This is a genomic window from Clostridium septicum, assembly GCF_003606265.1.
In the GTDB taxonomy this organism is placed as follows: Bacteria; Bacillota; Clostridia; order Clostridiales; family Clostridiaceae; genus Clostridium; species Clostridium septicum.
The window spans coordinates 2,040,163-2,056,260 of the sequence record NZ_CP023671.1 but is presented as its reverse complement, the minus strand read 5'-3'; the positions used below and the strand labels follow the sequence as shown (position 1 = coordinate 2,056,260).

Genomic DNA, 16,098 nt, shown 5'->3' with positions numbered 1-16,098 from the left:
TTATTTATTTTCTGCAACTAATGCTGCTAGAGCAATTGAATTAACCTTTGTTTCAAAACTATCAGCTCTAGAAGTTAATATGACTGGTGCTGAAGTTCCAACTAAAAGGCCTCCATTTTTTGATTTAGATGTATATGTTAAAGTTTTGTACATAACATTAGCTGTCTCTATATTAGGTAATAATATTACATCAGCTTTTCCAGCTACTGGACTAGTTATTCCCTTATGATGAGCTGCTTCTTCTGATATTGCATTATCTAATGCTAAAGGTCCATCTACTAAACATCCTTTTATTTGACCCCTATCATTCATCTTTGATAACAATGATGCATCAACAGTGGCCTGCATGTCTGGATTAACTACTTCTACAGCACATACTAAAGCAACTTTTGGATTTTCTATTCCACAAGCGTGTGCAACATCTACTGAATTATTTAATATTTGAACCTTAGCCTTTAAATCAGGATAAGTATTAAATGCAGCGTCTGTTAAAAATATTAATCTATCTATACCCTCAATTTCGAATACTGAAACATGGGACATTAATTTTCCTGTTCTTAAACCCACCTCTTTATTTAAAACACTTCTTAAGAAAGTTGCTGTATCAATTAAACCCTTCATTACCATGTCTGCTTTTCCACTTGAAACTAATTTAACTGCTTGTAAAGTAGCCTTTTTAGGATCTACTTCGTGAACAATTTCAAATTTTGAAATATCCATGTCTATTTTTTTAGAAATTTCTGAAATTTTTTCTTGGTCTCCGACCAATATAGCATCTGCTATTTGTCGTTCTTGTGCAGCCTTTACAGCTTCCAAAACTGGCTCATCTTGAGCTACTGCTACTGCAAGTCTTTTTTTCTTACAGTCTTTTAACTTCAATAATAAGTCATCAAAATTCTTATTCATTTTTGCACCTCTCCATTTTTCACTTTATTTTAAATATTACCATTCTATTTAAATTAGATAGGTATATTAAAATAATTTGTTAATTTTATAACAATTCACCCTTATGAATACAACAAATTTTTCCTATAATTCCATTTTATCAAAAAAAATTCTGAAAACTTTAATTTTCAGAATTTTCTAAATTATATTTCGTATTACTTTTTTCGCTAATATTAATTCATTATTGTATCTTAAATTTACTTATTATTTTTTCAGCTACTTTTATTCCATCTACAGCTGCTGAAATAATTCCTCCTGCAAATCCTGCCCCTTCACCTGTTGGATATAATCCTTCCATAGAAATGCTCTCCAAGTTTTCTGTTCTTGTTATTCTAACTGGTGCAGATGTTCTAGTTTCTATTCCTGTTAAAACAGCATCCTTATTTCCATAACCCTTTATTTTTCTATCAAAATTACTTATTCCTTCTTTTAATGCTTCTACAACATATGATGGTAAACACTCTCTTAAATCTCTAAATACATATCCGGCTGTATAACTTGGGATAACTTTACCTAACTTTTCACTTACTCTATCTTCCATAAAGTCTCCAACTAATTGTACTGGTGCTTTATAGTTTCCACCTCCTAATTTATAAGCTAGACTTTCATAGTGTCTTTGAAATTCCATTCCTTTAAGTGGAGAATCCCCTTTAAAATCATCTGGTCCTACAGTTACAACTAAAGCGGAATTTGCATTTTCTAAATCCCTTGCATGATAACTCATCCCATTAGAAACTAGTCTTTCTGATTCAGAAGCTGCAGCTACCACTACCCCACCTGGACACATACAAAATGAATATACTGCTCTTCCTAAAGTTTCACTTTGATAAGTTAATCTATATTCTGCTGCCTTCAATCTTGGATGTTCATAAGCATCTCCATATTGACTTTTATTAATTAGTTCTTGAGGATGTTCTATTCTTACTCCAATAGCAAAGGCTTTTGGTTCCATAGATATTCCTTGTTTATATAACATCTCATATGTATCTCTTGAACTATGGCCTATTGCAAGAACTAATGCTTCACATGGTATTTCATTCCCGTTAACTATTATACTTTTAAGTTTATTATTCTCTGAATTTACTAACTCCAATCTAGAAGAAAATAATACTTCTCCTCCTAATTTTTTTATTTTTTCTCTTATATTCTTAACTACTTCTTTTAAAATATCTGTTCCAACATGAGGTTTTCCAACATACGTAATATCATCTGGTGCACCGGCTTTAACTAACTCCCTTAATACATAATCACATCTTCTATCTTTAATTCTTGTAGTTAATTTACCATCTGAAAATGCACCAGCTCCACCTTCCCCAAACTGAACATTTGACTCTAAATTTAATTCTCCTGTCTCCCAAAATTTATCCACAGTCTTAGTTCTTTTATCAACATCTTCTCCTCTTTCTATCACCAATGGTTTATAACCTTTTTCCGCTAGTAATAATGCTGCAAATAATCCAGCTGGACCTAATCCAACTACAACTGGTCTATTTTTTAATTCTTCACTTCCCATTTTTATTTGCGTATCATATTCCTTATCTTCCAATCGAACATCCTTATCTTTTAATTTATTTACTAATTTTTTTTCATTTGAATGTTCTATATCAACACAATATGTAAATTTAATATCATTTTTTTTTCTTGCATCTAAGCTTTCTTTTATTATTCTTAAATTTTTAATTTCCGATTCTGATATTCTTAATTTTTTTGCTATCTTCTTATTTAATATTGATTTATCTTCATCTATTTTTAGAACAATATTATTTATTCTTATTGTCATCTTATCACCCTTACTTATTTTATTTTTCTAGTAACTTATTTTAACATATAATTTTCTCTATTAATATTAATTTTTATTTCATAGAAAACTATCAATTACCAATTAACTTTTATAAAATATAAGCTGCACAATATTACTTATATTGTGCAGCTTATATAATATATTGTAAGCTTTAATGAGGAATATTCTCTTCTGGTTTTTGTTCGACTTCTTTTACAACCGTAAATTCTATTTTTTCAATATTTCCTATAGTAAATTTTTCATCTAAACCTATAAGGGTAACTATTGGTGAAACTGAAAAGGTTCCTTCATCTTTAAATGATTCAACATTTAATTCAGCCTTTATGTTATCTACTGTTACATTCTCTATTTCATCATCATATCCTGAAATACTAACTTTTACAGTATTTTTAGTTGGAGTTATTTTTAATCCTTCTAAGGCTCCTTTTAATGTAAATGCAACTTCAAAATTCTTACTAACAATCTTACTGACAGTAAGCTTTACATTTACATATTCTTCTCCTTGTTTGATACTTAACCCTTCTGGAATTACTACAGTTAGGTTTGTCTCTCCATCACCATTAAAAGTTGATAAATCTAATGGTGTACTTTGAACTTCTGTAATCTTATCTAATAAATCCTTAGGTCCTAAAAGCTCTACTGTTTTTCTTGTAGCCTCTAAAGTTTTTAGCTTCATTCCAGCAGGTAATTGACCAACTGTATTAATTTTTAGTGGAACACTTTTTCCTTGGCTAATTTTAATAACAACATCCACTACATCTTGCGATAAATGTACCCCCTCAACTAATTTATCCGCACTATCTAAAGGTTCTAATTTATATGAAGATTTAACATCACTTGAAACATCATGCTCTTCACCAGTTACTACTATACTACTAACTCTATTTACTAAAGATTGTGCCCCTGATACCTGTATTTCTTGAGGATTTATATCCGGTTCACTTGCAAAAAATCCTGATTTTGTTGTTATTGAGATCCTAGGCTTTATTTGAAAACTCTTTTCTACTAATTCTTCTAACATTATGCTAATAGTAAGACTACTATCATTTTTTATATTTATATTTGCTGGTGATTTCTCAATACTTACTGGAATTTTATTTTCCCCTTTTTTTAATGCATAATCACTTAAATCTACCGTTATCTTAAAATCACTTTCCTTGATTTTATATATATCGCTTCCATATCCCTCTAATTTTAAATTAACATAAAATTTTTGATCAGGAACTAAAGCTAACTTAGAATCAACTAGAGTTTCTGCATTATAAATTTCAACTGGAACATCTTTCAATTCATAGCTTCGCCTTGGATTCTCAACATTTGTTACATAAAACCATAAACCAATAGATAGTAAAAGACATATTACTGGAACTATTCCTCTTTTGTTTTTATCCCTTTTATCCATGTTTTCACCTTCTCTCCAGCTGATTTAACCCTCTTACTCTCTCTATTTTCCATTATTCTTAATAAAATTATTCTTAACTTTTCTTTATCATAATTTCTTGTAAGTCTACCATTAATAGCTAAAGATATTACTCCTGTTTCTTCTGATACTATTATTACAAGTGCATCTGAAGTTTCCGATAATCCTATTGCTGCTCTATGTCTTGTACCTAGCTTTTTATTTATATTTATATTATTAGTTAAGGGAAGAACACAACCAGCAGCTAAAATTTTATCTTTTCTAATTATTGTAGCTCCATCATGTAATGGTGTATTAACCACAAATATATTTTCTAATAAATTAGAAGTTATTCTTGCTTCTAAAATTGTACCTGAATTTAAAACTTCACCTAAGCCAGTTGCTTGCTCAATAGCTATTAATGCACCTGTTTTAGATTCTGCTAAATTAGCAACTGCTGTAACAATTTCATTTATTGCAATATTTCGCTTTTCTTGGTCTTGTATATTATGAAATTCTTCAAAAGCACTTCTTCCAATATGCTCTAGCGCTCTTCTAATTTCTGGTTGAAATATAATTATTACAGATAAAACACCTATTGTTAAAGTCTTATTTAAAATAAAATATAGCATATCTAATTTAAGTATATAGCTTATAGGTATAAGTACTATTATTAATATAATTCCCTTTAAAAGTTGCTCTGCTCTTGTTTCTTTTATAAGTACATAACCTTTGTAAAATATATAAGCTACAACTAATATATCCAAAACTGAATATATTGATATATTTTTAATTGAATTTACTACTAATAGTATAATTTCATTCACCTTGGGTCACCCCCTAATTAGTCTATACAATTAATTATACACCAATTCCTAAATTCTTAACATATTCAGTTACTAAATCTAAAAATTTATTTAAATTTTATAATATTTTTTAACTAACTATAATATAAATTTATGTAAAGAAATATTTTAGGAGGATATAGTATATGAATGATAAACTTAAATCTCTTATTCAAGAAAATCGTATTTTTATTATCGCATTAATTTCTACCGCTTTTTTTACCACACTAATAGTAATTTTTATTTTTCAATATACAGGCCTTAGTAAAACCATGAAAGAGTTTAATAATATTGCAAAGGAGATAAATAAAATTAACTTATCTCTAGAAGACTGCGTTGATGACCTTACTATTGATACAAAAAAATCTATAGAAACACTTAATAATTCATCAAAAAAATTAAAAGAATTATCATCTAAGATATCTGAAGTTGAAATAAAATCAGATATAGATTCAAAAATAAAATCAAATCTATCTGATTCACTAGCTACCACTATAACTTTATATGATTTTTGTTTTCATATAATTAGTGACTCTTCAAATATCAAATCTGGTGATGAAATTAATGAATTTAATACCTATAAGGAAAATTGTTTAAATTCCTATAATTCTTTAGCTGAAAATAATATTTATATAAGATTTTCTGAAAAATCATTACTTTTTTTTGATAATGCAAATAATTATGTAAATACCATAATTAAAGTAAATAGAGATAATGACATTAAAAATATTCAAAAACGTGAATTTGTTCTTATATTAGATTCTTTTACCTCAACCATAGATAAATTGTGTCAGGATTTAACACCTGCAATTCAAAAAGTAAAAGAAGATAAAAGAGATCTTAAAGTAATCTTAGATGATATAAGTGAAAAGGAGAAGTTACTTGAAGATTTAAAAAATAATGTTCATTCTATGTCCATTCCAGATGGATGTATGGAATTTTATAATTCATTACAGGAATTTTTAAAAATCTATGATGTTTATATTAAATCTATGAAAGAGGCTGTTACTTTTGAGAAAGGATGCTCTGACTTAAATAAATATAGTAAAGAAATTGATAGAAATTATGAAAATGCTAAATCAAAATTTCAAGATGTTCTAAATAGTTATGATAAATATAAAAATATGAAAATATAAAATAAATTTTTAGTATTTTTTTTCCCTTTTGGTTAATACTATATTTTGATTGGGTTATATCCAAAAGGAGGTTATTTATGAAATATTTAAAACATCTATTTATTTTCTTTTTAACCCTTTCTTTTTCAGTAAATATAATAACTTCAACTTTAGCGTGTAAAATGTTAGATGATACTACCTCATCTATAAATACATTAGCTAAAGATGAAAACTTAAAACAAGACAACAATAATACTTTTATAGATGCACCTAATAATGTGGTGGAAGTTTTTAATCATAATAATAATTTAATTTACTTAACTGAAGAAGATTTAAACTTAATGGCTAAAATTGTTTATGCCGAAAGTAAGGGTGAACCCTATGAGGGTAAGGTAGCAGTTGCATCGGTAATTTTAAACCGAGTTTTAGATCAAAGTTTTCCAAATACAGTTAAAGAAGTAATTTTCCAACCTTATGCATTTTCATGTGTGGTTAATGGAGAAATTCCTGGTGATCCAAATAAAGAATGTTTTAATGCTGTTTACGATGCCATAAAAGGAAACGATCCAACAAATGAAGCATTATTTTTTTATAATCCAACTATATCAACTTGCACTTGGATGGAAAATATTCAAAAAAACGATAGTAAAACTATCGGTCAACATCTATTTTTTAAAACTAATTAAAAAAAGCAAGACTTTAGATTATTCTAAAGTCTTGCTTTTTTTAGTGTTCAAAAGTTCCCTTTATTATAGCTTCACCATTATTAACCATAAGCTTTCCCTTTGCAAATACTTTATCTATTTCTAAAGTATTTTCATCTACTAAAACTAAATCAGCATCCTTCCCTTTTTCAATTGTGCCTTTATTATGTAATTTTAATACTTTTGCTACGTTAGATGTTATAACTCTTATGGCATCCTCTATTTTTATATTATGTGTTTTTATACTTTCCTTAACCTCTCCATATAGAGTTGAAACTTTGCATATCCCGAGACCAGTTAGATGTCCATTTACATCAAAGATGGGCATACTTCCGTTACCATCTGATGAAAATGTGATATGTTCAATATCCAATCCATTATTTAGTAATTCTTTTAATCCATCACTAGCTCTCAATTCTCCCGGCTCTAGAAACCTAGGATCGGAACTTGTTGTTAAATCGATAAACCCACCTTTTTTTACATACTCTTCTCCAACTTTAAATAATTTTCTACTCCTATTTATATGTGTTGGTAATAATTGTGTTGGAGGTATTTCTGTTTCTTCTATTAATGAGAATAGATAATCTAACTTTCTTGCGCCATCACCCAAGTGTACATTAACTATACCTGCTTTTCCTGATAAAAGACCTCCAACTCTTGCTTGGGCAACAGTATTTACAAATTCATTAAATGTTGCTTGTGAACTTCTATTATCAGATAATGCAACTTCTCCCACTCCTATAACTTTATCTACCATCATTAAATCTCCTTTAATGCTTTCAGTTATAGTCTTAACCGGAATTTCATATGATCCTGTGTAACAAAAAGTAGTTATCCCCTCTTCTTCTAAAGCTTTAGCTTTGGCTATTAAACTTCTCATATTTCTACATACTCCATCTGTTCCAATACATCCAACAACTGTAGTTATACCAGCCTTTGTTAATTCAGTAAAAGGTATCTCTGGAGTTCTGGTTTTAAATCCACCTTCTCCTCCTCCACCTATTATGTGAACATGACAATCTATAAATCCTGGAAATAGAATTTTATTTCTTCCATCTATAACATCAATTTCAACAAACTTTTCTGGAATCTGTATATCATCAAATATATCTTCTATTTTATCCCCTAGAACAACTACATCCTTAATTCCTCTATAGTCTGGAGCATATATTTTTATACCCTTTATTATTGTTATCAAAAAACCACATCCTATAATTAATTTTTGAGAATAGAATCTATATTATCATTGTTATATATTGATTCTGGGTGGTTATAAACAAGCTTATATGCATAAATCTTACTTTTTTCTTTATCCTTATCTTTATATAATAAAGCTAATTTATAACATGTCTCTTCTATATAATCCCCATTTTCATAAAGACTTATATATTTCTCAAAGTTTTTTATAGAATTATCTACATTTCCTAACTTTTCTTCTGTTGAAGCTAATAAAAATAATATATCATCATTTAAATAACTTTTATCAGAATATTTTATGGCCTTATTTAATAATTCTTTAGCTACTTGATAATTTCCCTCTCCAAATTTTGTTGTTGCATCAATATAAAAATTTCCAACCTCATCTAATGTTAAAGGAACCTCTTCAGCAATTACTCCATCATTTTGCTTTTCACTATTATCTTCAACTTTATCTAATTTTTCATTTTCTATATTCTTTTGTAATTTTTCCTCTGGTTTTTCTTCTGTCTTCTCTTCCACTTTTTCTTGTTGTTCTTCTTGTTTACCAACATTTTCAGCTATATTCTCTTTGCTTTTATTTAAATTTTTAAAAACAAATACTGAAGCTCCTCCTAAAATGATAGCCAAAATAATTACAAAAGTTATAACTTTTCTATACTTTGGTTCTTTAACATCTTTATATATCCCTAAATCTTTTAAAATACTTAAACTTACTTTATCAGTTTTATCAATAGAAAGTGCCTTATTTAAATATAACCTACACTTATCAACTTCACCTCTTTTTAGATAACAGATAGACAAAGAGTTATTTACTTGTATAGAATTAAAATCACTTTCTAAACATAACTCTAAAAGTTCAATAGCTTCATCTATATGTAAATTTTTAATAAGCTTTTGTGCTTTCTGAAATAATTCTAGTCTTCTCTTATCTTCTATAGAATCTTTTATATAAGAATCAGACATAATATCAGAATTACAAGCCTTATTTATCTTCCATATAGATACTGCCCCTTTTAAATCCCCTTTTACATAAAGAATTAAACCTTTTAAATTTAATAAATCTGAATTTTTAAGATCATTTGATATTCCATCTTCACAACACTTTAGTGCTTTATTTAATTCTCCATTATTATATAATGATAATGCTTTTTCATAAGCTTTTTTAAGTTTCTTTTCCATTTCTTCTACCTCAATTTTATTTATATATAAAATATAATTCCTAATATAGCTGCTAAAACAATTACTAATATCGGATGTACCTTCTTTGATAACAATACTATTCCTATTATCGTAGTTATTACTAAACTTTTTAAATCTAAATATGATTCCTTTGCCAATCTTAAAAATGCAGAAATTATTAATGCTATTAATACCGGTCTCATTCCAAGCAATGCAGATTTTACTATAACCGAATTTTTAAAGCTTGTTAATGCTTTACTAGCTATAGATACTAATATAAATGATGTTAAAACTACTCCCAAAGTTGCTGCTATACTCCCTGAAACTCCTATTACTTTATATCCTACAAATGTTGCAGAATTTATTGCTACTGGACCTGGCGTCATTTGTGATATACCTATAATGTCCATAAACTCATTCATATTAATCCATTGATTTTTAGTCACTATTTCCCTTTCTATAAAAGGTAACATAGCATACCCTCCACCAAAACTAAAGGTTCCTATTTTTAAGAATGAAAAAAATAATTTAAATAATAATGACATTTATTCCACCCTCTTCCTTAAAAATATTATTCCATATAATGCTGAAGCTAATATTACTATTACAGGATGTACATTGATTACTTCTAAGGCTATTAATGCAACTATTATAGTCATTAGAGTTCTTATATTTCTTTCAAGACCCTTTCCTAAACTTATAGCTCCAATTAATACTAACATTGGTACTGCTGCTGTTATACCTTTGAAAGCAGCATTTACATAATAATTATTTCTAAATTGCATAAAAAATGAGGCTATAATAATTATTATTAGAAATGATGGTAATACAACTGCTAATAAAGCCATTAAAGCTCCTATAAATCCACTTATTTTATATCCTAAAAATATAGAGCAATTTACTGCTAATGCTCCAGGAAAACTTTGTGAAACTACTAAAATATCCACAAACTCCTCTTTAGTTAACCACTTTTTTCTATTGACTACCTCTTCTTCTATTAGTGGTATCATTGCATATCCTCCACCAAATGTGAATGCACCTATCTTGAAAAATGCTATAAACATCTCCCATATCTTTTGCATAAAATCACCTCTTCTTAACTATATCAATTTCTACTATATCAATCTTATTATGTCCTTGCAAACAAAGTTATAATTAAATAAACTTGAAAAACCCTTCTGTATTTAATACAGAAGGGTCTTTTATTTTATATTATTCTTGTTCTAAAATTATTTTTTTAGCAGTTAGTATTGATGTAGCACTCATTGAAAACTCATCTAGTCCATATTCAACTAATGTTGGGATAGCAGTTTCATCTCCTGCCATTTCTCCACACATTCCTACCCATTTTCCATGCTTATGAGCACCATCTATAGTCATTTTTATTAATCTTAATACAGATGGATGCATTGGATTATATAAGTATGATACCTTTTCACTCATTCTATCTGCTGCTAATGTATATTGAATTAAATCATTTGTTCCTATTGAGAAGAAATCTACATACTTAGCTAATTCATCTGCATAAACTGCTGCTGCCGGAATTTCTACCATTATACCCCATTGGATATTTTCTGAATAAGCTATTCCTTCAGCCTTTAATTCAGCTTTACATTCTTCTACAAACTCTTTAGCTTGCTTAAATTCTTCTAATCCTGAAATCATCGGGAACATTACTGCAAGATTTCCATAAACAGAAGCTCTTAATAAAGCTCTTATTTGAACTCTAAATATATCTTTTCTATCTAGACATAATCTTATAGCTCTGTATCCTAAGAATGGATTCATTTCTTCTGGTAATGGTAAGTATGGAAGAGTTTTATCTCCACCTATATCTAAAGTTCTAATAACAACTTGTTTACCATTCATTATTTCTAAAACTTTCTTATATGACTCAAATTGTTCTTCTTCTGTTGGTGCTGAATCTCTATCCATATATAAGAATTCAGTTCTAAATAAACCAACTCCATCTCCACCATTTGCTACTACTGCTTCAGCATCTGCTGGTGAACCTATATTACCACATACTTCTACTCTCTTACCTGATTTAGTAACTGTTTTAACATCTATTAACTTCTTTAATTCTTCTTGTTCTTTTAAGAAATTTTCTCTTTTAGCTGTGTATTCATCTACTACTGATTGTTCTGGATTGATTATACATACACCTTCAATACCATCAACAATAACAAAATCTCCATTCTTAACTGATGTTGTTATATCTTTTAAACCAACTATTGCAGGAATTTCTAATGTTCTAGCCATAATAGCTGAGTGTGAAGTTCTTCCTCCAATATTAGTTAAAAATCCTACTACTTTACTTCTGTCTAATTGTGCTGTATCTGATGGAGTTAAATCATGAGCAACAACTATAGTATTTTCTTCTGTTATTGCAAATGCATCTCCGCCTCTTCCTGCTAAATTTGAGATTATTCTCTTTGAAACGTCCTTTATATCAGCAGCTCTTTCTCTCATATATTCATCTTCCATAGATTCAAATATCATAACGAAAGTGTTTGTTACGTTTTCAACAGCCTTCATAGCATTTATGCTATTTGATTCTATTTCAAGTAACATTCCACCTGTAAATTCTGGATCATCTAGTAAAGTTAGGTGAGCTTCGAAAACCTGTGCTTCATGCTCTCCTATTTCAGCTAAAGCCTTATCTCTTATAGCTGTTAATTGAAGTTTAGCTTGATCTAAAGCCTTTTGTAAATTATCTTTCTCAACAGCTATATCTGAAACTTTTGCATCTGTTATAACTATTTCTTCATGTTCTTGTAAAAATACTTTTCCTATTGCATAGCCTTTTGAAGCCGCTATACCCTTTTTCATCTCCAAAATTCCTCCTTAAAAATAACTATATATTAATAACATATAGAACTTTTAGACTTAATTAATTATTCTAACTACATTGTATTATACCATATTTTTTTTATATGTTAATAAAATATCATGAGTTTTTACAGGATTTTTTAGTAAATTTATCAATTCATACTGTTTTTTGACGAATTTTTGTTATAAAACAAACGATTTCTTTTGAAAATTTTACATTTTTTTATTTATATTATCACCTCTTCTTTTTTGTAGTATTTTACATTTTTTAAAATTTATACATTTAATTATTTATTTATATTGGATAATATTGTATACTAAAGAAAATAATTTTTTATTATGGAGGGATATTAATATGTTAATTAAATGTATAAACAATTCTCTTTGTACTACACTTACTCTAAATAAAGAGTATCCAGTTATAGAAGAAGGTCCTAATTATTATGTAATTATTGATGATGTTCTTGAAGAAATTACAACTAAAAAAGAACGTTTTATTGTAGTCGAAGATAATGATTTATCTAAAAAAACAAAAGCTACTATTAATGAATTAAATTATCAATTAGAAAATGACTTCCCTGATATCAGAGACTTTAAAACTAGAAAAAATTCTAAAGGTGAAATAAAAGAAATAGTTATTAAATTTAAGTACTAATTTAATTTTCTATTTATAAAAAGTATGCCCTAAATACTAGTTTATATTTAAGGCATACTTTCTTTAATTTATAAATCATCTATCAAGGCTCCAGCCTTTGCATATGCAGTTGACTTTGCTTCAAAAAAATCTGTTTTAACAGAATTTGCATCTGCTAAAATATCTACCCACATAGCTGGATTTTTATTATATCCTTCATATATATCTTCAAATCCTATAGCTTTCATTCTTAGATTACCTAGATATTTTATATAATTATCTATAAGTGTCTTATTTAATCCTTGTATGTTATCTCCTATAACATAATGTCCCCATGCTATTTCATGTTCAACCCCAGTTCGCATCATATCTATTAATTCTTGTTTCATAGAATCTGTAAATATTTCTGGTCTCTCTTCTTGTAATTCCTTTAATATGTTTCTAAATAACCATAAATGAGTATTTTCATCTCTATTTATATATCTTATCTCTTGAGCAGATCCAGGCATTTTTCCGTTCCTCTCTAAATTATAGAAAAACATAAATCCTGAATAAAAATATATACCTTCTAAAATATAGTTAGCCATTATTGTTCTTAAGAGATTTCCTTCTGTTGGATTTTCTAGAAAATCATTATATAAATTACCTATAAACTTATTTCTTTCTAAAAGAATTTTATCATCTTTCCATTGATATAAAATTTCATTTCTCTTTTCTGGTGAACATATAGTATCCAACATATAGCTATAACTTTGAGAATGAACAGCTTCTTGAAAAGCTTGTATTGTTAAACAAAGGTTTACTTCACTTGCAGTTATGTAATTATTTATGTTAGACAAATTCGCAGTTTGTATAGAATCTAGGAAGATTAAAAATGATAGAATCTTATCATAGGCTATTCTTTCATCTTCAGTAAGTTTATTATAATCTTTTAAATCTTGAGCTAAATTTATTTCCTCTGGTATCCAAAAATTATTCATTGCTTGCCTATACCATTCTGAAACCCAAGAGTATTTCATATTATTAAAATCATTTAAGTTTGTTGTATTTCCATTTATTATTCTCTTTTTAGATATTTCTATATCTCCCATTTCGTTAAAAAGAGGTTTTTTATTTATTGACATTATTTTATCCTCCTATTATATTTACCTCTATTACATTATGCTGAACAACTTTCACAATCACCTACAGTTAATGATTTAGAACGTACATAATAAATTGACTTCACCCCTGATTTACATGCTTCTATATATAAATTCATTATTTGTCTCATTGTATAATCAGTTGTTATATATAAATTGAATGATTGACCTTGATCTATATGTCTCTGTCTTATACCATTTATTTTTACACACCATTTTTGATCTAAATTATAAGCTGAGTTATAATACCAATAATTTTCTTCACTTAAATCAGGTGCTGTTTTAGGAATTATACTTCCTTTCTTCTCTTCTAACCAAAATCTTGCCATAACTGGATCTACCCCTTCTGAAGTTCCTGCTATAGTTGCAGTTGAACCATTTGGAGCTATCGCCATAAGATATCCATTTCTCATTCCATAGATACTAATGTCTTCTCTTAATTCGTCCCATTCTTTAGTATTATATCCTCTAAGAGTGAAATATTCTCCAGTTTGCCAATCTGAATTTTTGAAACAGCTATAAGTTCCCTTTTCTTTTGCTATATTCATACTTGATTTTATTGCATGATAATTTATTCTCTCATAAATTTTATCTGCAAACTTAGCATGTTCGTCATCTGTCCAGTGTATAAAATTATTAGCTAACATATGATGATATCCACTAGTTCCAAGTCCTATAGCTCTATATTTTTTATTTGTAATCTCAGCAAAAGGAACGGAATAATAATTTAAATCTATAACATTATCCATAGCTCTAATTTGAGTTTCTACAACGTACCCTAGCTCTTCATCATTATTTACATCTACATTTCCCAATACAACTGATGAAAGATTACATACAACAAAATCTCCAGATTTAATCTTTTCTATTACTATGGTATCTCCATTCTCATCTTTTATTTGCGATTTTTGAATATTCATAGCACTCATATTTTGCATAATTTCTGTACATAAATTTGAAGAGTATATTATACCTTCATGTTTATTAGGATTCATTTTATTTACTGTATCTCTGTAAAATGCAAATGGTGTTCCTGTTTCTGCTGCACTTTTTATTATTAATCTAACTATATCTTTAACAGACATAACTCTTTTATTTATTCTTTCATCTTCTACACATTCAAAATATTTCTTTTCCCATTCTTCCCCATAAAAATCTTCTAATGAATATCCTTTTGCTAATCTAATTTCATGTGGACACATCATATACCACTTAGCATTTATATCATTTTCAGCAAGTTTCCAAAACAAATCAGGATAACAAAGTCCTGGGAATATGTCATGTGCTTTTTTTCTATCATCACCATTATTAGTTTTTAATTGTAAGAATTCTGGTACATCTTTATGCCATGCATCTAACCATATTGCAACTGATCCGTTTCTAACACCTAATTGATCTACTGCTATAGCTGTATCGTTAAACAATTTAATCCATGGAACTACGCCTCCAGATGCACCTTTAAAACCTCTAATTGGTGACTCTAATGCTCTTACTTTTCCTAAGTATATTCCCATTCCTCCACCAAATTTAGATACCTCGGCAAAGTTATCTAATGATTTATATATACCTTTTAAACTATCATCAACAGTATCTATAAAACATGAGCTTAATTGATAAAAAGGCTTTCTCGCATTAGACATTGTTGGAGTTGCCATAGTTGCCTTTAATGAACTTAAAACATCATAAAACCTCTTTGCCCACTTTACTCTATTTTCCTTTGTTTCAGGAATTGCTAAATGCATGGCTATTCCCATAAACATTTGCTGTGGTAATTCTAATGGCTTTCTATTAAAATCTTGTATTAAATATCTCTTTGATAAAAGATTAATACCACTATAAGTAAATAAGAAATCTCTTTCTGGTTTGATTTCTTTTTCAAGTTCTAATATATCTTCTTGGCTATAGTTCTCTAATATATATCTACCATACAAACCTTTATTAGTAAGCATGGTTATAAAGCTATATAAATCTTCATAAGGATTATCTTCAATACTTAAATTTCTATCTCTTTTAACCTCATCATATAATTTATTAACATATATCTTTGAGGCTACATATTGCCAATTAGGTTCTATATCTGATGTAAGTTCCAATGCTACTTGAATTATAGAATCTCTTATTTCATCCTTGTTCATATTTGGTCTAATTATATGTTTTAGTGAATTCATAAGCTTTTCTCTTGTATAAAGCCCATCTTCACTAACTATTCCGTTTAATGCTAAATCGCAAATATTTAATAAATAATCCATAGAATCCCCCTGTACTATATATAGTATTATTTTTCAGTTCTACATCTAAGTAG

Annotated in this window: 14 protein-coding genes; 3 read left to right on the top strand and 11 right to left on the bottom strand. The window is 28.1% G+C overall.

Annotated features, from left to right (window positions below; translation table 11 throughout):
• The 4 genes from ptb to cdaA all read right to left on the bottom strand — a co-directional run bounded on the left by ptb (position 1) and on the right by cdaA (position 4,972).
• Complete coding sequence (ptb, locus tag CP523_RS09295; protein ID WP_066678309.1) at positions 1 to 906, bottom strand: phosphate butyryltransferase; 906 nt, start codon at positions 904 to 906, stop codon at positions 1 to 3.
• A 220-nt stretch (positions 907 to 1,126) separates the two neighbouring features.
• Complete coding sequence (locus CP523_RS09290) at positions 1,127 to 2,725, bottom strand: NAD(P)/FAD-dependent oxidoreductase (protein WP_066678311.1); 1,599 nt, start codon at positions 2,723 to 2,725, stop codon at positions 1,127 to 1,129.
• 172 nt (positions 2,726 to 2,897) lie between these two features.
• Positions 2,898 to 4,148 carry a CdaR family protein gene (locus CP523_RS09285; protein ID WP_066678313.1) on the bottom strand — a complete coding sequence of 417 codons (1,251 nt, stop codon included), beginning with the start codon at positions 4,146 to 4,148 and terminating at the stop codon, positions 2,898 to 2,900.
• Positions 4,115 to 4,972, bottom strand: coding sequence for a diadenylate cyclase CdaA (cdaA, locus tag CP523_RS09280; RefSeq protein WP_066678314.1), 858 nt, complete (start codon positions 4,970 to 4,972; stop codon positions 4,115 to 4,117). The genes CP523_RS09285 and cdaA overlap by 34 nt, the downstream gene beginning before the upstream one ends.
• A 164-nt stretch (positions 4,973 to 5,136) precedes the next feature.
• Here cdaA and CP523_RS09275 point away from each other — a divergent pair, with 164 nt between their 5' ends.
• Positions 5,137 to 6,126, top strand: a complete 990-nt coding sequence (locus CP523_RS09275; protein ID WP_066678316.1) for a hypothetical protein — start codon at positions 5,137 to 5,139, stop codon at positions 6,124 to 6,126.
• Positions 6,127 to 6,203: 77 nt separating this feature from the next.
• Positions 6,204 to 6,791: a cell wall hydrolase gene (locus tag CP523_RS09270; RefSeq protein WP_066678318.1), complete on the top strand. Its 588-nt coding sequence runs from the start codon at positions 6,204 to 6,206 to the stop codon at positions 6,789 to 6,791.
• 40 nt (positions 6,792 to 6,831) lie between these two features.
• Here the strand turns inward: CP523_RS09270 and iadA are convergent, their stop codons facing one another.
• The 5 genes from iadA to ptsP all read right to left on the bottom strand — a co-directional run bounded on the left by iadA (position 6,832) and on the right by ptsP (position 12,020).
• Entirely contained in the window at positions 6,832 to 8,007 is a 1,176-nt protein-coding gene (gene iadA, locus CP523_RS09265; RefSeq protein WP_066678320.1) for a beta-aspartyl-peptidase, read from the bottom strand.
• 17 nt (positions 8,008 to 8,024) lie between these two features.
• On the bottom strand, positions 8,025 to 9,188 hold the full coding sequence (locus CP523_RS09260) for a tetratricopeptide repeat protein (protein ID WP_066678322.1): 1,164 nt from the start codon (positions 9,186 to 9,188) through the stop codon (positions 8,025 to 8,027).
• 20 nt (positions 9,189 to 9,208) lie between these two features.
• Positions 9,209 to 9,733 (bottom strand): chromate transporter, encoded by a 525-nt coding sequence (locus CP523_RS09255; RefSeq protein WP_066678324.1) that lies wholly within the window; start codon positions 9,731 to 9,733, stop codon positions 9,209 to 9,211.
• Positions 9,734 to 10,270, bottom strand: a complete 537-nt coding sequence (locus tag CP523_RS09250) for a chromate transporter (protein WP_066678326.1) — start codon at positions 10,268 to 10,270, stop codon at positions 9,734 to 9,736.
• Between the two features lie 130 nt (positions 10,271 to 10,400).
• Entirely contained in the window at positions 10,401 to 12,020 is a 1,620-nt protein-coding gene (gene ptsP, locus CP523_RS09245) for a phosphoenolpyruvate--protein phosphotransferase (protein WP_066678327.1), read from the bottom strand.
• Between the two features lie 355 nt (positions 12,021 to 12,375).
• Between ptsP and CP523_RS09240 the strand changes: the two genes are divergently transcribed.
• Positions 12,376 to 12,675, top strand: coding sequence for a hypothetical protein (locus CP523_RS09240; protein WP_066678329.1), 300 nt, complete (start codon positions 12,376 to 12,378; stop codon positions 12,673 to 12,675).
• 68 nt (positions 12,676 to 12,743) lie between these two features.
• On the opposite strand, the gene CP523_RS09235 is transcribed toward CP523_RS09240, so the two are convergent.
• Both CP523_RS09235 and CP523_RS09230 read right to left on the bottom strand, forming a co-directional pair.
• Positions 12,744 to 13,778 carry a ribonucleotide-diphosphate reductase subunit beta gene (locus CP523_RS09235; protein WP_066678331.1) on the bottom strand — a complete coding sequence of 345 codons (1,035 nt, stop codon included), beginning with the start codon at positions 13,776 to 13,778 and terminating at the stop codon, positions 12,744 to 12,746.
• Between the two features lie 35 nt (positions 13,779 to 13,813).
• Positions 13,814 to 16,045: a ribonucleoside-diphosphate reductase subunit alpha gene (locus CP523_RS09230; RefSeq protein WP_066678333.1), complete on the bottom strand. Its 2,232-nt coding sequence runs from the start codon at positions 16,043 to 16,045 to the stop codon at positions 13,814 to 13,816.
• Positions 16,046 to 16,098 lie beyond the last annotated feature (53 nt).

Excerpts from the sequence above, each read along its gene's own strand:
- ptb (WP_066678309.1), bottom strand. The coding sequence starts at position 906 with ATGAATAAGAATTTTGATGACTTATTATTGAAGTTAAAAGACTGTAAG.
- CP523_RS09290 (WP_066678311.1), bottom strand. The coding sequence starts at position 2,725 with ATGACAATAAGAATAAATAATATTGTTCTAAAAATAGATGAAGATAAA.
- CP523_RS09285 (WP_066678313.1), bottom strand. The coding sequence starts at position 4,148 with ATGGATAAAAGGGATAAAAACAAAAGAGGAATAGTTCCAGTAATATGT.
- CP523_RS09275 (WP_066678316.1), top strand. The coding sequence starts at position 5,137 with ATGAATGATAAACTTAAATCTCTTATTCAAGAAAATCGTATTTTTATT.
- CP523_RS09270 (WP_066678318.1), top strand. The coding sequence starts at position 6,204 with ATGAAATATTTAAAACATCTATTTATTTTCTTTTTAACCCTTTCTTTT.
- CP523_RS09260 (WP_066678322.1), bottom strand. The coding sequence starts at position 9,188 with ATGGAAAAGAAACTTAAAAAAGCTTATGAAAAAGCATTATCATTATAT.
- CP523_RS09255 (WP_066678324.1), bottom strand. The coding sequence starts at position 9,733 with ATGTCATTATTATTTAAATTATTTTTTTCATTCTTAAAAATAGGAACC.
- CP523_RS09250 (WP_066678326.1), bottom strand. The coding sequence starts at position 10,270 with ATGCAAAAGATATGGGAGATGTTTATAGCATTTTTCAAGATAGGTGCA.
- ptsP (WP_066678327.1), bottom strand. The coding sequence starts at position 12,020 with ATGAAAAAGGGTATAGCGGCTTCAAAAGGCTATGCAATAGGAAAAGTA.
- CP523_RS09240 (WP_066678329.1), top strand. The coding sequence starts at position 12,376 with ATGTTAATTAAATGTATAAACAATTCTCTTTGTACTACACTTACTCTA.
- CP523_RS09235 (WP_066678331.1), bottom strand. The coding sequence starts at position 13,778 with ATGTCAATAAATAAAAAACCTCTTTTTAACGAAATGGGAGATATAGAA.
- CP523_RS09230 (WP_066678333.1), bottom strand. The coding sequence starts at position 16,045 with ATGGATTATTTATTAAATATTTGCGATTTAGCATTAAACGGAATAGTT.